General features: G+C 72.7%; 20 protein-coding genes. 14 read left to right on the top strand and 6 right to left on the bottom strand.

Annotated elements, in window-relative coordinates; translation table 11 throughout:
• Positions 1–91 precede the first annotated feature (91 nt).
• Positions 92–334: a hypothetical protein gene (locus tag ACIQVZ_RS24105; RefSeq protein ID WP_350881160.1), complete on the bottom strand. Its 243-nt coding sequence runs from the start codon at positions 332–334 to the stop codon at positions 92–94.
• 202 nt (positions 335–536) lie between these two features.
• Here ACIQVZ_RS24105 and ACIQVZ_RS24100 point away from each other — a divergent pair, with 202 nt between their 5' ends.
• From ACIQVZ_RS24100 to ACIQVZ_RS24080, 5 genes are all read left to right on the top strand, one after another.
• Positions 537–1,289: an endonuclease V gene (locus tag ACIQVZ_RS24100; protein WP_402452700.1), complete on the top strand. Its 753-nt coding sequence runs from the start codon at positions 537–539 to the stop codon at positions 1,287–1,289.
• A gap of 97 nt (positions 1,290–1,386) precedes the next feature.
• On the top strand, positions 1,387–1,812 hold the full coding sequence (locus tag ACIQVZ_RS24095) for a hypothetical protein (RefSeq protein ID WP_402452699.1): 426 nt from the start codon (positions 1,387–1,389) through the stop codon (positions 1,810–1,812).
• Between the two features lie 92 nt (positions 1,813–1,904).
• Positions 1,905–3,296: a WXG100 family type VII secretion target gene (locus tag ACIQVZ_RS24090; protein ID WP_402452698.1), complete on the top strand. Its 1,392-nt coding sequence runs from the start codon at positions 1,905–1,907 to the stop codon at positions 3,294–3,296.
• Positions 3,297–3,444: 148 nt separating this feature from the next.
• Positions 3,445–4,605, top strand: coding sequence for a S8 family serine peptidase (locus tag ACIQVZ_RS24085; RefSeq protein ID WP_402452696.1), 1,161 nt, complete (start codon positions 3,445–3,447; stop codon positions 4,603–4,605).
• Between the two features lie 123 nt (positions 4,606–4,728).
• Complete coding sequence (locus ACIQVZ_RS24080) at positions 4,729–5,259, top strand: DinB family protein (RefSeq protein ID WP_402452694.1); 531 nt, start codon at positions 4,729–4,731, stop codon at positions 5,257–5,259.
• A 6-nt stretch (positions 5,260–5,265) separates the two neighbouring features.
• Here the strand turns inward: ACIQVZ_RS24080 and ACIQVZ_RS24075 are convergent, their stop codons facing one another.
• On the bottom strand, positions 5,266–5,706 hold the full coding sequence (locus ACIQVZ_RS24075; protein ID WP_350881172.1) for a hypothetical protein: 441 nt from the start codon (positions 5,704–5,706) through the stop codon (positions 5,266–5,268).
• Between the two features lie 675 nt (positions 5,707–6,381).
• Positions 6,382–6,975, bottom strand: coding sequence for a hypothetical protein (locus ACIQVZ_RS24070; RefSeq protein WP_402452692.1), 594 nt, complete (start codon positions 6,973–6,975; stop codon positions 6,382–6,384).
• 256 nt (positions 6,976–7,231) lie between these two features.
• On the opposite strand from ACIQVZ_RS24070, the gene ACIQVZ_RS24065 reads away from it, so the two are divergent.
• Complete coding sequence (locus ACIQVZ_RS24065; protein WP_402452691.1) at positions 7,232–8,239, top strand: hypothetical protein; 1,008 nt, start codon at positions 7,232–7,234, stop codon at positions 8,237–8,239.
• Between the two features lie 87 nt (positions 8,240–8,326).
• On the opposite strand, the gene ACIQVZ_RS24060 is transcribed toward ACIQVZ_RS24065, so the two are convergent.
• Together ACIQVZ_RS24060 and ACIQVZ_RS24055 are read right to left on the bottom strand one after the other, a co-directional pair.
• Positions 8,327–8,917, bottom strand: coding sequence for an isochorismatase family protein (locus ACIQVZ_RS24060; protein WP_350881178.1), 591 nt, complete (start codon positions 8,915–8,917; stop codon positions 8,327–8,329).
• Between the two features lie 297 nt (positions 8,918–9,214).
• Entirely contained in the window at positions 9,215–10,531 is a 1,317-nt protein-coding gene (locus ACIQVZ_RS24055) for a nicotinate phosphoribosyltransferase (RefSeq protein ID WP_350881180.1), read from the bottom strand.
• A gap of 141 nt (positions 10,532–10,672) precedes the next feature.
• On the opposite strand from ACIQVZ_RS24055, the gene clpS reads away from it, so the two are divergent.
• The 7 genes from clpS (at position 10,673) to ACIQVZ_RS24020 (ending at position 15,526) form a co-directional block, all read left to right on the top strand.
• On the top strand, positions 10,673–10,966 hold the full coding sequence (gene clpS / locus ACIQVZ_RS24050; RefSeq protein ID WP_063351371.1) for an ATP-dependent Clp protease adapter ClpS: 294 nt from the start codon (positions 10,673–10,675) through the stop codon (positions 10,964–10,966).
• Between the two features lie 123 nt (positions 10,967–11,089).
• The gene (locus tag ACIQVZ_RS24045; protein WP_350881183.1) at positions 11,090–11,662 is read left to right on the top strand and encodes a DUF2017 domain-containing protein; all 573 of its coding nucleotides are present in this window, start codon (positions 11,090–11,092) and stop codon (positions 11,660–11,662) included.
• A gap of 187 nt (positions 11,663–11,849) precedes the next feature.
• Positions 11,850–13,292, top strand: coding sequence for an amino acid permease (locus ACIQVZ_RS24040; RefSeq protein WP_402452690.1), 1,443 nt, complete (start codon positions 11,850–11,852; stop codon positions 13,290–13,292).
• Positions 13,293–13,392: 100 nt separating this feature from the next.
• Positions 13,393–13,824 carry a M67 family metallopeptidase gene (locus ACIQVZ_RS24035; RefSeq protein WP_350881187.1) on the top strand — a complete coding sequence of 144 codons (432 nt, stop codon included), beginning with the start codon at positions 13,393–13,395 and terminating at the stop codon, positions 13,822–13,824.
• A 139-nt stretch (positions 13,825–13,963) separates the two neighbouring features.
• Positions 13,964–14,083, top strand: coding sequence for a putative leader peptide (locus ACIQVZ_RS24030; RefSeq protein WP_347878546.1), 120 nt, complete (start codon positions 13,964–13,966; stop codon positions 14,081–14,083).
• 115 nt (positions 14,084–14,198) lie between these two features.
• Entirely contained in the window at positions 14,199–14,477 is a 279-nt protein-coding gene (locus ACIQVZ_RS24025) for a MoaD/ThiS family protein (protein WP_196952340.1), read from the top strand.
• 80 nt (positions 14,478–14,557) lie between these two features.
• Positions 14,558–15,526: a cysteine synthase gene (locus ACIQVZ_RS24020; RefSeq protein WP_350881189.1), complete on the top strand. Its 969-nt coding sequence runs from the start codon at positions 14,558–14,560 to the stop codon at positions 15,524–15,526.
• A gap of 43 nt (positions 15,527–15,569) precedes the next feature.
• Here ACIQVZ_RS24020 and ACIQVZ_RS24015 read toward each other — a convergent pair whose 3' ends face one another.
• On the bottom strand, positions 15,570–16,040 hold the full coding sequence (locus ACIQVZ_RS24015; protein WP_350881191.1) for a type II toxin-antitoxin system PemK/MazF family toxin: 471 nt from the start codon (positions 16,038–16,040) through the stop codon (positions 15,570–15,572).
• 186 nt (positions 16,041–16,226) lie between these two features.
• Between ACIQVZ_RS24015 and ACIQVZ_RS24010 the strand changes: the two genes are divergently transcribed.
• Positions 16,227–16,418 carry a MarR family transcriptional regulator gene (locus ACIQVZ_RS24010; protein ID WP_350881193.1) on the top strand — a complete coding sequence of 64 codons (192 nt, stop codon included), beginning with the start codon at positions 16,227–16,229 and terminating at the stop codon, positions 16,416–16,418.
• Positions 16,419–16,450 lie beyond the last annotated feature (32 nt).

Raw genomic sequence — 16,450 nt, 5'->3', positions numbered from 1 at the left:
CAGTTGCGCTCGCGTCACGCACCACGGTTTACCGGAACTGGACCCGCTGCGAAGGTAAATCGCGCAGATTGATCACGACCGAATACGCGCCCTAGCGCTGCCGGGCGTACTCGTGTCCGGCCGGGGTCGGGGAGGCCGCTCCCGCCCTCGCCGCAGACCGGCCGGACACGGCGATCGACAACACCGTCACCACGATGCCGAGCGCCAGCGCGAACCCCTCCAGCACCGCGACCTCCAGGACGCCCGAGGCGCCCGAGACGGCCAGCAGCGCCACGGTGGCGACGACGACGGTGAACGAGCCGAGGCAGTACTGGGCAGCGGACGGACGAGGCATGGCGGGGGGTCCTTCGCGCGTCGGGGGGAACGAGCGGGAATGGCGCCGGTCCCAGAAGTGCTGCCCGGCAAGGGAGTTCGGTAAGTCCAGGCTAACCCGCCGGGCCGGGAGCACGGGGGGCGCACAGGCTCACCTCGGGGTCGTCCGCCCCTCGGTACGGTGAACCCGACCGCGCCCGCCCCACCCACCCGGGGGAACACCCGTGCCCATCCCCGCCGACTGGCCCACCACCGAAGCCCAGGCACTCGCCGAACAGGAACGCCTGCGCCCCCTCGTCCAGACCCACGACACCGACGACACCGATGACCTCGACGGTTCCGGTTCCGGTTCCGCTTCCGGCGCCGGCGGCGGGGTCGGGCGGCTCATCGCCGGCGTAGACGTCGCCTACGACGACGAACACGACCTCGTGGCCGCCGCAGCCGTCCTCCTCGACCACGACACCCTCACCGTCGTCGAACAGTCCACCGCCGTCGGCCGCATCCCCTTCCCCTACACCCCTGGACTGCTCGCCTTCCGCGAACTCCCCGCCGTCCTCGACGCCCTCGCCGCCCTCACCCGCACCCCCGACACCGTCGTCTGCGACGGCTACGGCCTCGCCCACCCCCGCCGCCTCGGCCTCGCCAGCCACCTCGGCGTCCTCACCGGCCTGCGCACCCTCGGCGTCGCCAAAACCCCCTTCACCTTCCACCACCACGACCCCGACACCCCCCGCGGCTCCACCACCCCGCTCACCGACCCCGCCACCGGCGAAGAAGTCGGCCGCGCCCTCCGCACCCGGCCCGGCGTCAAACCCGTCTACGTCTCCGTCGGCCACCGCATCAGCCTCGACACCGCCGTCCGCACCACCCTCCAACTCGCCCCCCACTACCGGCTCCCCGAAACCACCCGGCGCGCCGACTCCCTCTGCCGCCGCGCCCTCGCCGACGCCCTCCACGCGGGGACGCCTGCGAACTGACCAGGTACCAGGCGGAATTCGGGCCCCGTGTGTTAGACATGAGACACCGGGGCCCAACCCCGGCAGCGACCCACGGCCGCACGGGGGAGGCGCCGAAGTGGCAACAGGAACCGGCACGACCGGAAGCGCCGGCCGGGGCTACCGCGTCGAGGTCGAACAACTCCGCGCCTTCGCCGCCCAAGTCCGGCTCCTCCTCGCCGAATTCCAGCACCACGCCGACGGCACCGGCACCCACGGGCGCAGCGGCATCGGCAAGACCGCCTTCGGCACCTTCGCCGAAGCCACCGAGATCCACAACCGCTACAACACCATGCGCGACGGCCTGCGCGACGTCCTCGACCAACTCCAACAAGCCGTCGACGAAGCCCAGAAGAACGCCGAACTCACCGCCACCACCTACGAGGAACACGACCGGCACACCGCGAAGAAACTCGAACTCGGCGACGACGGCTGGTCCGTCGCCAACCCCTCCGCCGGCGGCAAGGCCGCCTACGAGCGCACCGCCGCCCCACCCGCCCCCTGACCCCCGGCCACCACCGGCCGAGCCCGAACGGAGGCGAACCCCCCATGGCCTACACCGACTTCACCACCTACAGCCACGCCCAACTCCGCACCATGGCCCAGGCCCTCAACCCCGGCGAAGTCATGGCCGCCGGCGACCCCTGGCGCCATGCCGCCGACACCCTCAAGGCCATCCGCGCCACCCTCACCCGCGCCAGCACCGAAGCCGCCGTCACCTGGGAAGGCGCCACCAGCGACGCCTTCCACACCCGCATGCTCCACCTCGCCGACAGCATCAACAACGCCGCCTCCTACGCCAACGACGCGGCCAACACCCTCCACAACATGTCCGAGGCCATCGCCAAGGCCAAACGCGACATGCCCGAGGAACCCAGCACCTGGGAAAAGGTCAAGGACACCGTCGGCGACGGCGTCTCCTCCGTCTTCGGCGGCGACGACGAACACATCCCCGTCGCCGACCGCCGAAAAGCCGAAGCCGCCACCGTCATGCAAACCCTCGCCATGCACTACCGCATCGCCACCCCCACCCTGAAGCCGCCACCCCCACCGGGAACCCCGTCTAAGCCCGGGGCCCGCGACGACTTCTCCGACAAGACCGGTGCCGACCAAGGAGGGGCTGCTGCGGTGGGCGGCCTCATGACCGGCATGGGGGTTGGCAACATGGGTTCGCCCGGAGGCCTCTTCACCCCATCGGAGACGGAGCCGTCGAAGCCTCGGGGTCACGGGCCGAGCAGCGCCGGTGCGACCCCGGCGCCGCCGGGTGCCTCGGGAAAGACCTCGGTGGCCTCGGAACCCGGGATCAAGGGCGGGGTGGCCACGGCACCGGTCAAGCCGGGGTCGGTCAACTTCGGCGCGGGTACGACGGTGGACGGTACGGGCGCTGCGTCGCCGACGGTGGCCGGGAGGCCGGTGTCGACCGGGGTGACGGGCGCGCCGGCCTCCCCGGGGCCGGGCACCCAGACCATTGGCGGCCCAGGAGGGTTCGGGCCGGGTGGTGGCGCAGCGACGCCGGGTCTGTTCGGCGGGGTGAGGGAGAGGCCGGCGGTCGTCGAGCGAGAGCTGGGGGGCCGCGGCAGCCTACCGGCCGGACCCGGTGCAGGCCGCGGTGACCAGGTCCCCGAGGGCGGCCGCGGTGGCGGCCCGGGTGCCGGATACAGGGGCGGTTCGGTGGCCGGTCGGGTCGGGGTGGTGGGCGTCGGCGAACGGCCGGGAGCCGTACCGGGTGGCCGGGCGCCCGCCGGGGAGGGCGCCTCCGGCGGCAGGTGGGCTTTCACCGAGGGTGGGTCCGGTCTCGGGCTGCGCAATCGCCCGCGGCCGGAGTCCGCAGGCGCTCCCACGTCGTCCCAGGTGCCCGCGGTTCCGTACGGGGGCGCCCATGGGCGGGCCAAGGACAAGGAAGGCGGCCGCAAACGGCCGGACTACCTGGTCGAGGACGAGCAGACCTGGGCATCGGAAGGGCCCGTCAATCCGAACGTGGTGAAATGACTCCTGGTCCGCAGACGACCGGGTGATTCGATCGGGGCCCTCGTGGTTCGTCGACCACGGGGGCGCCGCTGTGCTGATGGGGTGACCGGGCTTGAGGGACGGGCGACTTGGGCGCGGACTGGCCGTGCTGGCGGCAGGAAGTCTGGTCGTGGCGATCGGGGCGGGTAGGGCCGGCGCGGACAGCATCCGCGACGAGCAGTGGGTGCTCGCCGGTTACCGGGCCGAAACGGCGTTGTGGCCGGTGTCGCAGGGCGGCGGTATCACGGTGGCTGTCATCGACAGCGGCGTGATGGCGAGCCATCAGGATCTGACCGGGCAGGTGGTGCCCGGGGCCGACTTCTCCGGTGACAACGGAGATGGAACGGTTGACAGGGATGGCCACGGCACCGGGATGGCGAGTCTCATCGCCGGTCACGGCCATGGCGATGGAGCCGGCATCATGGGCCTGGCGCCGAAGGCGAAGATCCTCCCCGTCCGCGTGAGTTGGGATTCCGCTGACGCCGTGGCGCAGGCCGGTCTCGTCCGGGCGATCCGGTTCGCCGTTGACCACGGTGCCAAGGTGGTCAACATGTCCATCGGCGGTTACGCCGGGGCCGACCAGGAGACCAGGGGGGCAGTCAAGTACGCCGTCGACCACGACGTGGTCATGGTTGCCGCGACGGGAAACAGCGGGAGCCAGGCCGCCCATGTCGAGTACCCGGCGGCCATCCCCGGAGTGGTGGCGGTCGGCGCGGTGGACCGGCAGGGGCGACTGTGGGAGAAGTCGAGCTACGGACCGGAGACCACACTGGTCGCCCCCGGGGCGGAGATCTACCGGGCCAGTGCGAAGACCTCTGCCGGCTACGGCGTGGGCAACGGCACCTCGGATGCCACCGCCTACGTCTCCGCCACCGCCGCGTTGATCCGGGCGAAGTATCCGGAGCTTTCGGCGGGGCAGGTGATCAATCGGATGATCAGGACTGCCACGCCGCCGCAGGACGGGTCGGCGGTGCCGGGGAGCAGGTACGGCTTCGGGGTGCTGGCGCCGGCGAAGGCGTTGGCGGCCGATCCGGTGGTGGACGGCGGGTCTCGGGAGAATCCGTTGGTGGGGCGGGCGGAGTCGCAGGGGGCTGCGGGGGACGGGGTGACGGAGTCGCCGGGTGGCGAGGCCGTGGTGCCTGCGGCTGGGGCCGGTGGGGCTGGTGGGGGCGGCTGGTTCGGGGTCGGGGTTGCGGTGGGGGTGGCGTTGTGGGGGGTGCTGGTCGGCGGGGTGGTGGCGGTTGTGGTGTGGGTGGTGCGGGTGCGGCGGCGCAGGGGTGCGGGCGGCTGAGGGCTGCGGGCGGGGTGGCAGCATTTTGGCGGCGGTTGGCGTCCTTGCCGCTGGTGGGGCGGGTGGTGGGGTGGCCATGCTGGGGCCATGAGTGCTTCTGAGCGTGGCGCGGATCCGGTGGGTGTGGTCGTTCCGGACGGCAAGGACTGGACGTGGGTGTTGGAACGCCCGTGTCCGGATTGTGGGCTGGATGTTGCGGCGGCGGTGCGGGAGGACGTCGCCGGGATGGTCCGGGCCAATGCGGAGGCCTGGGTGGCGTTGTTGGCCGGGGCCGAGGAGGGTCTGTGTCGGCGGCCGCGGCCGGGGGTGTGGTCGGGGCTGGAGTACGCGTGCCATGTCCGGGACGTGTTCCGGCTGTTCCGGGTCCGGTTGGATCTGATGCTGGCCGAGGCCGACCCGCTGTTCCCGAACTGGGACCAGGACGAGACGGCGGTTGCCGAGCGGTACGGGGAGCAGGTGCCGGCGGTGGTGGCCGGGGAGCTGGCGGCGGACGCGGAGGCGCTGGCGGTGGCGTTCGGGCGGGTGGCGGGCGAGCAGTGGGGCCGGACCGGGGGGCGTAGTGACGGGGCGCGGTTCACGGTGGAGTCGTTCGCCCGTTATCTGATCCACGACCCGGTGCATCACTTGTTCGACGTGACGGGTGAGCGGGTCTGAGGGGGCTCACCAGCCGGAGGCCTCCCACAGCATGGTGCGCCGGAGCCGGCCGGCGACGCTGGCGGTGTCGGTGCCGATGACGTCGGCGATCTCGGGGGCGGCGAGGCCGACGACGTAGTGCAGGATCGCCAGGTCGTCGTCGGCGGGGTGGCGGTCCGGTGCGGCGGGCACGTGCCGGGTGTGGTCGGCGACGGTGCTGCGCAGGATCTGCCAGGCGTTCGCGGTGGGGTTGGAGCTGCCGAGCAACTCGCGCCATTGGACGGCGATTTCGGCGAACGCCTGTTGGACGGCGATGGCCGCGCTGCTGTGCTCGGTCAGCCACACCCGGGCGTAGCTGAGGTACCGGGGGCGGTGGAGTTCGCAGAAGGCGGCGAACTCCAGTGGTACGTCCTCCGGTTCACCGGGCCTCGGGGGCGGCTCGGCGGAACTCGCGTGACGATTGGTCATCTCGGCTTCTCGGAAAGGGAGATGGGTGGCTGACGGTCGATCATCTGCGCTCACTCTACGATATGCCCTCGGTGCGCTGGGTTACCAATCGGATTGAATGCCCGGAACCCGCCGCCGCTCGGCCGGTTCCGGTGTCGACCGGTGGGGCGCGGTGGTGCGGCGGTGGTGGGGCGGCCGGGCGGAGGATCGGTGGGGGAGGGTGGCGCAGTGGTGCGGGGGGTGCGGTTGCGAGCGCGTCGCGGCTGGTCAGGAGGTGCAGAAGGGCCGTGGTTGCAAGACGGTTGATGTGCCACCGTAGGGCTTATGGAGGCTGGCGTCCACGCCCACGGCGCGAAGCTGCGGCCGCACAACCATCCGCGCAACCACACCTTCGGTCGCGCCCGCACCGGCGTGGCGTGACGGGCTGAGTGGGCCTGGCCGTGCATGTCTCCACCGGGGGCGTGCAGCCCGGGTGCGGGCGGTGGGTGCGAGGCGGGCGTGGTGGCGTGGCGGCAGGGGTGGCGGGTGGGCGGTGCGCTCGCCGTGGCGGCGGCGCACCGGGCGGCCGAGGGGGCGGAGCAGGCGCTGATCCGGGCGGTCCCGCGCCTGCTGGCCGCCACCGTTAACGTCGCCCACGCCTCGGCGGCCTGGGGCCGTCCGGCCCGGGGGCCGAGGCGCGGGTGGGGTGGTCTGCCGTCAGGACTGCGGTCGGGCCTCCGTCGGGGAGAGGCGGTCGTCGACGGCGCTGCTCCGTTCGACCTGGGCGGGGAAGGACTCGATGGCCCGCCGCCGGGCGAGTTGGGCGGCGCCGGCGGCTGCGGCCGCGGCCGCAGCGGCCCCGCCGGCGGCTTCCTCGCGTTCGCACCGGTGTGCGGCGCCGGTGGTGTGCCCGGCGGTGGCGGGGTGCGCGGCGCCGGTGGGGTGTCCGGTGGCGGGGTGTCCGCCGGCGGTTCGTCGGCGGCGGCCGAGCGCGGTGCGGGCGGCGTGTTCCTCGGCCGCCTGTCTCGCGGCCAGGTAGGCCTGGACGGCGGCCATGCCGTAGACCGGCTGGATGAGCTGGTGGCCTTTGAAGAAGGGTCTGGCCGGGGCGAACCCGGCGGCGACCACGAGGTCGCGGATCTCGGCTATCTCGGCCTCGCTGCGGGCGGTGAAGCGGACCTCCCAGCCCTTCTTGTACGTATGGCCCTGTTCGCCGCTGCGGCGGGCCGGGTCCGGGCGGCGGACGTATCCGGGCAGACGGCCAAGGCGGAGCTGGGCCGCGCGGAGGCCGGCGGTCTCGTCACGTGACATGACGCAAGCCTAGGCAATTCCCGGGGCGGGTTTGACGCCTGATGGGTCTCCCGGCGTATGCCTTTGGTCACTCTGGGTCAGGCGGCCTGGTGGGCGATCGATTTCGATCAGATATGACAACCTGACGACCGTCAATTACTCCGATTGAGTGAGGGTATGGGGACTTTAGTGCGAGCTGATCCCGGTTTCGCGACGGTTGGGTAACAGTGCGTCAGGTGGCCGGTGGCGGGTCGGAGCGGTTGGGGATGGTGTCCGCATGAGCTACCGGATTCCCACGCCGCCGCCGTCCCTGGAGGAGCTGGCGAAGCGTCAACAGAACGTCGTCACCGCGAGCCAGTTGCGCGCCCGGGGCGTGCCGGCCCGGGTCATCACCGAGCACTGCCGTCGCGGCGGGCCCTGGCGGCGGCTGCTGCCCCGGGTGTACCTGCTGCAGTCCGACGGGCCGACCCCGGAGCAGCGGATGTGGGCCGCGCTGCTGTACGCGGCGCAGAACGGTCGCGAGGAGGGCCGCCGCGAGGGTGCGGTGATCACCGGTGCGGCCGCGCTCGCGCTGTACGGCTTCGCCGCCGTGCCCCGGCTGCCGGCGGTGATCGGGGTGGACGTCCTGGTGCCCCGCCAGCGCCGGTTGAAGGACGCCGGGGAGGTGCGGATCCGGCGCACCGAACGGGAGTTGGTGGCACGCTCGGTGCACGGCCTGGCCTGCGCCCCGGTCGCCCGGGCGGTCGCGGACGCGCTGTGCGAGTGGACCGCGGAGGAGGGTGGCACCCCGGTGCCGGTCCGGGAGGTGCTGCGCGAGGCCGTCTCGCGGCCCGACGGCCCGTGCACCGTGCGGGAGTTGGCGACCGAGCTGACCGATTCCGGGCTGACCGGAGAGCCCCGGGTGCGCGCCGCCCTGGACGAACTGCTGGCCGGTGAGCGGGACTTCGTCCTGGAGCGGGTCGGCGAACTGGTGGACGAGTGTCTGCTGCCCGTCCCGCTGGTCGGCCCCGAGCTGCGGATGCGCGGCGGCACGTACATCGCCGTCCCGGACCTCTACTGGCCGGAGCAGGGCGTCGCCGTGGAGGTGGACTCGGACCTGCGCTGCGTCAGCGAGGGCGAGGCCGCCTGGGTGCGCGGCGGCCAGCACCGGATGGAGTACCTGGGGATCCGGGTGGTGTACGTCTCCGGCGCCCGGCTCGCGGCCGACCGGGACGCGGTCGGCGCCGAACTGCGCGAGGCCCACCGGGTGGGCGGTTCGGACGTGGTGGAGTTGATGGTCGGTTAGCTCCGGGCCGGATCCGCCCGAACCCGGAGCCGGGACTGCACCCGAGCCGCACCCGGAGCCGGGACTGCACCCGAGCCGGAGCCGGGGCTACGCCCGAACCATCGGGGATCCCACCAACTCGACCCCGGCGGCCCGCAGTTCGGCGAGCGCGGCGGTGGTGGTCGCCGGCGCGACCCCGGCGGTGAGGTCGAGCAGGACGCGGGTGGTGAAGCCGGCCCGGGCGGCGTCCAGGGCGGTGGCCCGGACGCAGTGGTCGGTGGCGATGCCGACCACGTCGATCTCGTCGACCTGCCGTTCGCGCAGCCACTCCACCAGGCCGCGGTTGTTCTCGTCCAGCCCCTCGAAACCGCTGTACGCCGCCGAGTAGGCGCCCTTGTCGAAGACCGCCTCGACCGCGCCGGAGATGACGGACGGGGCGAAGTTGGGGTGGAAACCCACGCCCTCGGTGCCGGCCACGCAGTGCACCGGCCAGCTGGTGACGTAGTCGGGCTCGGTGGAGAAGTGGTCGCCCGGGTCGATGTGGTGGTCGCGGGTGGCGAGGATGTGCTGGTAGCCGGGGGAGGACTCGGCGATCAGGTCGGTGATGGCGGCGGCCACCTCGGCGCCGCCGGCGACGGCCAGACTGCCGCCCTCGCAGAAGTCGTTCTGCACGTCGACGACGATCAGTGCCCGGTGCATGGCTCGCATCCTCGGATGTGGGGGGCGGCCGTGGCGGCGCCCTGGTGGGGGGAGCCCTCGGGAGTACTCGGCCCGCGGCGGGGCTCGGGGGTTCTCGGGAAGCTCCGGGGGAACTCTACGGCTGACTCTAGGGAGTGGCGTGCGGGGGCGGAAGGCCTGGGGCGGACCCCGGGCCGGCGCGAACCGGCGGACCGCGGCGGCCCCGCGAACCGGCGGACCGGTGAACCGCGGCGGACCGGCGGACCGGCGGACGGCCCCGGGCCGGGGCCCGGTCCGCGCCGGTCGGCCGGGGCGGGGTCAGAGCACGAGCTCGGTCGGCAGCACCGGGTCGCCCTTGGAGAGCTGGGTGGCCGACAGCGGCAGTGCGGCCCGGGCCCGGATGTGCCGGTCGCGCGCGGCGGTGAGCGGTTCGCGGCCGACGGCCCGGCCGGCCCGTACCAGCGGTACCTGCATCAGGTGCGGCTCCAGGTCGGCGGGGACCGCTCCGGTGCCGACCACCTCGGCCTCGGCGACGCCGTCGGCGTCGGGTCGGCGGGCGGCCCACTTGCGGCCGCCGATGCTGGTCTTGCCGCCGGCCGCGCGCTTGGCCACCGGCACCAGCGGCCCGTCCGTGCTCTCGGCGCGGGCGACCAGCTTGTAGACCATCGCGCAGGTCGGGTGGCCGCTGCCGGTGACCAGGCTGGTGCCGACGCCGTAGCCGTCCACCGGGGCGGCGGCGAGCGCGGCGATGGCGTACTCGTCGAGGTCGGAGGTGACGATGATCCGGGTCTTCGTGGCGCCGAGGTCGTCCAACTGGCGGCGGACCCGGTGGGCCAGCAGGGTGAGGTCGCCGGAGTCGATCCGGACGGCGCCCAGTTCGGGGCCGGCCACCTCGACGGCGGTGCGGACGGCCTCGCGCAGGTCGAAGGTGTCGACCAGCAGCGTGGTGCCCTTGCCCATGGAGGCGATCTGCGCGCGGAAGGCGTCCCGCTCGCTGTCGTGGACGAGGGTGAAGGCGTGGGCGGCGGTGCCGGTGGTCGGGATGCCGTGGGTGAAGCCGGCCTCCAGGTCGGAGGTGGCGGCGAAGCCGGCCACGTACGCGGCCCGGGCGGCGGCGACGGCGGCCTGCTCGTGGGCGCGCCGGGCGCCCATCTCGATCACCGGGCGGCCGCCGGCGGAGGCGGTCATCCGGGAGGCGGCGGCCGCGATCGCGGAGTCGTGGTTGAGGATCGAGAGGATCACCGTCTCCAGGATCACCGCCTCGGCGAAGCTGCCCTCGACGGTGAGCAGCGGCGAGCCGGGGAAGTAGACCTCGCCCTCGGGGTAGCCGTGGATGTCGCCGGCGAAGCGGTAGTCGGCGAGGTAGCGCAGGGTTTCGTCGTCGACCACGTCCTGGCCGGCCAGCCAGTCGAGCTGCGGGGTGGTGAAGCGGAAGTCCTCGATGGCGTCGAGCACCCGGCCGGTGCCGGCCATGACGCCGTAGCGGCGGCCGCTGGGCAGGCGACGGGTGAACACCTCGAACACGGAGCGGCGGTGCGCGGCCCCGCTGCGCAGGGCGGCCTGCAGCATGGTGAGCTCGTAGCGGTCGGTGAGGAGCGCGGTCGAACCGGCCGCGCGCACTGAAGTGGCGTCCATGCGGATGATGCTACTACCACTTAGCGTCAGAGTGACGATTTCTCGTGCTGCGAGCCGGGCCGGAATCGCCCGGGGGTCCCCCGGATGGCAGCATGGGGCTGAAGAGGCGTGGACGGACTGCGCAGCGAGGAGGACCCGGCGGTGAGTGTCGCGCCCGTGGAGATCGAGCGCCCGGAGGTCGAAGGACTACCGGTGGTGGAGCCGGACACGCCCTGGGTGACCATCGTGCACAACGACCCGGTGAACCTGATGAGCTACGTCCAGTACGTCTTCCAGGCCTACTTCGGCTACCCGAAGGACAAGGCCAGGAAGCTGATGATGGAGGTGCACACCAAGGGTCGGACGGTGGTCTCCAGCGGCTCCCGCGAGGAGATGGAACGCGACGTCCAGGCGATGCACGGCTACGGCCTCTGGGCGACGCTGCAGCACGACTGACCGCGGCACGACTGACCGCGGCACGACTGGCCGCAGTGCGACCGGCGCAGTGCGGACCGCGGCGCGACCGGCCGCGGAGCCGGTACCCCACCCGAGACGACGAAGACGGGCTGACCGATAGACATGGCTGGGTTGTTCGAGAGTGCCGGCGGCGGGAGTGCGGCGATCGCGCTGGACGAGGTGGAGGCCTCCATCCTGCGCTCCCTGGAGGTGGGGATCCTGCAGCTGATCGGGCCCGGCCCGGGCGGGGACGGCGGCGATCCGCTGGCCGCGCTGTTCGCCGAGGGCCCGACCGAGGCGCCGGCCAACCCGATGCTCGCCCGGCTCTTCCCGGACGCCTACGGCGACCCGGCCGGGCCGGAGGACCAGGAGAGCCGGGCCGCCTCGGGCGAGTTCCGCCGCTACACCGAGGTGGACCTGCGGACCCGCAAGCGCGAGGACGCCCTGCACGTCGTCCGGATGCTCGACCGGCTCGGCGGTGAGGGCGGGGTGGTCAAGCTGGACCCCGCCGACGGCCTGCGCTGGCTGGGCGCGCTCAACGACCTGCGGCTGACCCTGGGCGTCCAGCTGGAGGTCAGCGAGGACGACGAGGAGCTCTACGAGCTGCCGGACGAGGACGACCGCAAGCCGCTGGTGATGGCGTACGTCTGGCTGGGGGCGCTCCAGGAGACGCTCCTGGAGGCGATCGCGGACTGATCCTGCCCGCTTCCGGGCAAGCCCCGGTCGATTCGTCCAATATGTGGACGGATGGCCGGGGCATTTCTCTTCAAATCGGGCAAACCCTAGCAGGTCATGCTCAAATAACGCTCAGATGAACACCGCTATCCGAACCCTGCGTGGTACGACTTCTCCACCCCACGAGACCCACCCAGGACGGTGCACCATGGCCGAGCAGCTGTACGACGACGTGGTCGACGCGAAACCGGACGAGGAGGGTTATCACCGGGGGCTGGGAAGCCGCCAGATCCAGATGATCGCGATCGGCGGTGCCATCGGCACCGGCCTCTTCCTCGGGGCGGGCACCGCGATCTTCCGGTCCGGCCCGAGTCTGATCCTCTCCTACGCCGTCGCCGGCGTGGCGATCTTCGTGATCATGCGCGCCCTCGGCGAACTCCTCACCTACCGCCCGGTCTCCGGCAGCTTCGCCGAGTACGCACGCGAGTTCCTCGGCCCCTTCGCCGGCTACGTGACCGGCTGGACGTACTGGCTGTTCTGGGTGGTGACCGGCATGGCGGAGACCACCGCCGCCGCCGTGTACGTGAGGTTCTGGGCGCCCGACATCCCGCAGTGGGCCAGTGCGCTGACCTTCCTGGTGATCCTCTACGCGGCCAACCTGATCTCCGTGAAGCTGTTCGGCGAGATCGAGTTCTGGTTCTCGATGGTCAAGGTCACCGCCATCATCGGCATGATCCTGATCGGCATCGGGGTGCTCACCCTCGGCTTCAGCAAGGCCGGTGACACCGCGTCGATCACCCACCTGTGGCAGGACGGCGGCTTCTTCCCCAAGGGCATCGGCGCCACCGTGATGACGCTGCAGATCGTCATGTTCGCCTACCTGGGCGTCGAACTCGTCGGCGTCACCGCCGGGGAGAGCGAGAACCCCGAGAAGACCCTGCCGCGCGCCATCAACACCCTGCCCTGGCGCATCATGCTGTTCTACATCGGCGCGCTGGTGATCATCCTCTCGCTCGTGCCGTGGACCGAGTTCCAGCCCGGCGTCAGCCCGTTCGTGGCCGCCTTCGGCAAGATCGGCATCCCGGCCGCGGCCGGCATCATCAACTTCGTGGTGCTCACCGCCGCGCTCTCCTCCTGCAACTCCGGCATGTACTCCACCGGTCGGATGCTGCGCGACCTCGCCCTGCGCGGCCAGGCCCCGGGGCAGCTCACCAAGCTCAACTCCCACCGCACCCCGGCCTTCGCGATCACCCTCTCCTGCCTGCTGATGGGCGTCGGCGTGGTGCTCAACTACCTCGTCCCGGCCAAGGCGTTCGAGTACATCACCTCCGTCGCCACCGTCTGCGGCCTGTGGACCTGGGCGATGATCCTGATCTGCCAGATCCGCTACCGCAAGGCCTGGCGGGCCGGCCACTTGCCGCCGCCCACCTTCAAGGCGCCCGGCGGTCCCTGGATCAGCTGGACCGCGCTCGCCTTCCTCGCCCTGGTCGTGGTGCTGATCGCGTTCGACCCGGTCAACCGGATCTCGCTGTACGTCTTCCCGGGCTGGGCCGTCCTGCTGGTGGTCGGCTACCAGGTGCTCAAGCGCCGCAACCCGCGGGCCGCCCACGGCGTCGCCCACGACCACCTGCACGTGCGCGACGGCGGCTGAACCGCCTGGGCCGGGCCGCCGCGCCCAGGTGGCGGACACCCGGTGACCGCGCTCCGGACGCCCCGGCGGACACCCGCCGGGGCGTGGCTATCCTGACCGCATGCTGACCATCACCCGAGAGATCCGCGACCGGATCGTGGCCCACGCCCGCGCCGACCACCCGGACGAGGCCTGCGGCGTGGTCGCCGGACCGGCCGGCAGCGGACGGCCCGAGCGGTTCATCCCGATGCTCAACGCGGCCCGCTCGCCCACCTTCTACGAGTTCGACTCGGGCGACCTGCTCAAGCTCTACCGCGAGATGGACGACCGCGACGAGGAGCCGGTGATCGTCTACCACTCGCACACCGCCACCGAGGCCTACCCCTCGCGCACCGACGTGAGCTACGCCTCCGAGCCGTTCGCCCACTACGTCCTGGTCTCCACCGCCGACGGCAACGGCGAGGACGACCCGTTCCAGTTCCGCTCGTTCCGCATCGTGGACGGCGAGATCACAGAGGAAGACGTCCAGGTCGTCGAGGCCCACCCGGCCTGACCAGCACCCACCTGGGCGCGGCCCGCCGACCGCCCGCGAGCGGTCGGCGGGCCCGTGTCGTCTCAGCCCGAGAAACGGGAACATCCGGATCCCGAGACGGGCATGGAGGAGCGGGCCGGGGAATCTATACGATGAGCCCATGCGTTCCGTCGATGTGAGCAACCAGGCCCCGGGCACCCGCCTCGTGGCGCGCCTGCACGTCGACCTGTGCCGGCTCGCCAGTGCGATCTGTCCCGGCACGCCCGCGCGCTCGCGCTGAGCCGCCCCGCCCCACCCGGGCCCACCGCCTGCCGGCGACGCCGAGCCCCGGGACCACCCTCCCCGCCGCGCCCGCCGCGGCCCACCCGCCTCACGACTCGCACAGGAGCGCACCCATGGCCATCGAGGTCCGCATCCCGACCATCCTCCGCACCTACACCGACGGCGCCAAGGCCGTCGAGGGCACCGGCAGCAACCTCGGGGAACTCTTCACCGACCTCGACGCCCGCCACCCGGGCATCGCCGCCCGCCTGGTCGAGGGCGGCGAGCTGCGCCGCTTCGTCAACGTCTACCTGAACGACGAGGACGTCCGCTTCCTGGAGGGCATCTCCACCGCCCTCGCCGACGGCGACAGCGTCACCATCCTGCCCGCCGTGGCCGGCGGAGCCCGCTGACCTCCCGCCCTCGCCGCCCGCCCCGCGGCGGGCGGCGAGGGCGCCCTTCCGCACCCCACCGCCGTGGCCGGAGGCCTCCCTTGCGTTACGACAGCCCGCTCGAAGCCGTCGGCAACACCCCGCTGGTCCGCCTGCCGCGGCTGTCCGCCGCCGTCCCCGGCAACACCGACGGGCAGGTGACGCTCTGGGCCAAGCTGGAGGACCGCAACCCCACCGGCTCGATCAAGGACCGCCCGGCGCTGCACATGATCGAGCGCGCCGAGGCCGACGGCCGGCTCACCCCCGGCTGCACCATCCTGGAACCCACCAGCGGCAACACCGGCATCTCGCTCGCCATGGCCGCCAAGCTCAAGGGCTACCGGATGGTCTGCGTGATGCCGGAGAACACCAGCGAGGAACGGCGCGAACTGCTCCGCATGTGGGGCGCCGAGATCATCCCCTCGCCGGCCGCCGGCGGCTCCAACACCGCCGTCCGGATCGCCAAGGAGATCGCCGCCGAGCACCCGGACTGGGTCATGCTCTACCAGTACGGCAACCCCGACAACGCGGGCGCCCACTACGCCACCACCGGCCCCGAGATCCTCGCCGACCTGCCGACCGTCACCCACTTCGTGGCCGGCCTCGGCACCACCGGCACCCTGATGGGCGTCGGCCGCTACCTGCGCGAGAAGGTCCCCGGCGTGCGGATCGTCGCCGCCGAACCCCGCTACGACGACCTGGTGTACGGGCTGCGCAACCTCGACGAGGGCTTCGTCCCCGAGCTGTACGACGCCGCGGTGCTCACCACCCGCTTCTCGGTCGGCTCCGCGGACGCCGTCCGCCGCACCCGCGAACTCCTCCAGCAGGAGGGCATCTTCGCGGGCGTCTCGACCGGCGCGATCCTGCACGCCGCGATCGGCGTCGGCCGCAAGGCCGCGGCGGCCGGGGAGCGGGCCGACATCGTCTTCGTGGTCGCCGACGGCGGCTGGAAGTACCTGTCCACCGGCATCTACACCGCGGAGACCACCGAGGCGGCCGTCGAGGCGCTGCAGGGGCAGCTCTGGGCCTGAGAAGCCCTGGCGGTGCCGGACGGCCGGCTTCAGACCTGAGGCCCTAGCCGCGCTGCAGGGCCTGCTGCGCGCGGGACCAGACCTGCCGGTCCACCGTGCCGGCCCGGCGGCGGAAGGCCGACAGCGGCACCTCGCGTAGCTCGTCGGTCTCCAGCCAGCTGGTGCGGCCCTGCCGGTCGCCCACCGAGGCGGGCGGCAGCGGCAGCACGCCCGGGCGTTCGGCGTGGTGCTTGCTGGTGATCTTCGCGACGGTGGCGGTGCGGCCGTGCACCCGCAGCACCAGGCACGGGCGGTCCTTCGACCCCGGGCCGTCCTCGAACGGGACCTCCGCCCACCAGATCTCCTGCGGCTGCGGCCCCGGACGGCCCTTGGCGGCCGGGCGCGGGCGCGGAGCCGTCGGACCGGCCGGTCGCGGCGCCGGGCGGGTGCGCCGGACCAGCGCCCCCACGACGGCGGCCAGCAGCGCGATGCCCACCACCGCCAGGACCACCCAGACCCCGGTCGAACTGTTCATGGCGCGAACCGTACCGGGCCCATGGCGGCCCCCACCACTGTGAGTGCCCGGACGGCCCGGCATTTGTCCGTACCTCGCTCCCGGTTCGTCACGGAATGACCACGGTGCCCGTTCTGTGGTGAAGAGTCGCCAACGCCCGGACAGGCTGCCTCACGTACGCCCGTCCCGCCCCTCCGGAGGTGCCTCATGGGGAGAAGCTCCGAGCTGTGGTCCTACGCCGAGATCGCCCGCCACATCAACGTGCAGGCCGAGAGCGTCCGCAACTACCGGCGGCACGGGCTGCTGCCCGCCCCGGACGTCCTCGACGCCAGCGGTCACCCCCGCTGGTACCCCGACACGATCAGGGCCTGGGCCCGCAACCGCCCCCGCCACCGCTGACCCGACGGCACCCGAACGGACGGCACCGCCCC

Source organism: Kitasatospora sp. NPDC098663, from assembly GCF_044760075.1.
In the GTDB taxonomy this organism is placed as follows: Bacteria; Actinomycetota; Actinomycetes; order Streptomycetales; family Streptomycetaceae; genus Kitasatospora.
The sequence above is the reverse complement of the archived record's forward strand: the minus strand, read 5'-3'. Positions and strand labels throughout refer to the sequence as shown.

Bases quoted from the DNA above. Each gene is read 5' to 3' on its own strand.
- ACIQVZ_RS24105 (WP_350881160.1), bottom strand. From the start codon at position 334: ATGCCTCGTCCGTCCGCTGCCCAGTACTGCCTCGGCTCGTTCACCGTC.
- ACIQVZ_RS24090 (WP_402452698.1), top strand. From the start codon at position 1,905: ATGGCCCAGGCCCTCAACCCCGGCGAAGTCATGGCCGCCGGCGACCCC.
- ACIQVZ_RS24075 (WP_350881172.1), bottom strand. From the start codon at position 5,706: ATGACCAATCGTCACGCGAGTTCCGCCGAGCCGCCCCCGAGGCCCGGT.
- ACIQVZ_RS24070 (WP_402452692.1), bottom strand. From the start codon at position 6,975: ATGTCACGTGACGAGACCGCCGGCCTCCGCGCGGCCCAGCTCCGCCTT.
- ACIQVZ_RS24065 (WP_402452691.1), top strand. From the start codon at position 7,232: ATGAGCTACCGGATTCCCACGCCGCCGCCGTCCCTGGAGGAGCTGGCG.
- ACIQVZ_RS24060 (WP_350881178.1), bottom strand. From the start codon at position 8,917: ATGCACCGGGCACTGATCGTCGTCGACGTGCAGAACGACTTCTGCGAG.
- ACIQVZ_RS24055 (WP_350881180.1), bottom strand. From the start codon at position 10,531: ATGGACGCCACTTCAGTGCGCGCGGCCGGTTCGACCGCGCTCCTCACC.
- ACIQVZ_RS24045 (WP_350881183.1), top strand. From the start codon at position 11,090: ATGGCTGGGTTGTTCGAGAGTGCCGGCGGCGGGAGTGCGGCGATCGCG.
- ACIQVZ_RS24040 (WP_402452690.1), top strand. From the start codon at position 11,850: ATGGCCGAGCAGCTGTACGACGACGTGGTCGACGCGAAACCGGACGAG.
- ACIQVZ_RS24035 (WP_350881187.1), top strand. From the start codon at position 13,393: ATGCTGACCATCACCCGAGAGATCCGCGACCGGATCGTGGCCCACGCC.
- ACIQVZ_RS24030 (WP_347878546.1), top strand. From the start codon at position 13,964: ATGCGTTCCGTCGATGTGAGCAACCAGGCCCCGGGCACCCGCCTCGTG.
- ACIQVZ_RS24025 (WP_196952340.1), top strand. From the start codon at position 14,199: ATGGCCATCGAGGTCCGCATCCCGACCATCCTCCGCACCTACACCGAC.
- ACIQVZ_RS24015 (WP_350881191.1), bottom strand. From the start codon at position 16,040: ATGAACAGTTCGACCGGGGTCTGGGTGGTCCTGGCGGTGGTGGGCATC.
- ACIQVZ_RS24010 (WP_350881193.1), top strand. From the start codon at position 16,227: ATGGGGAGAAGCTCCGAGCTGTGGTCCTACGCCGAGATCGCCCGCCAC.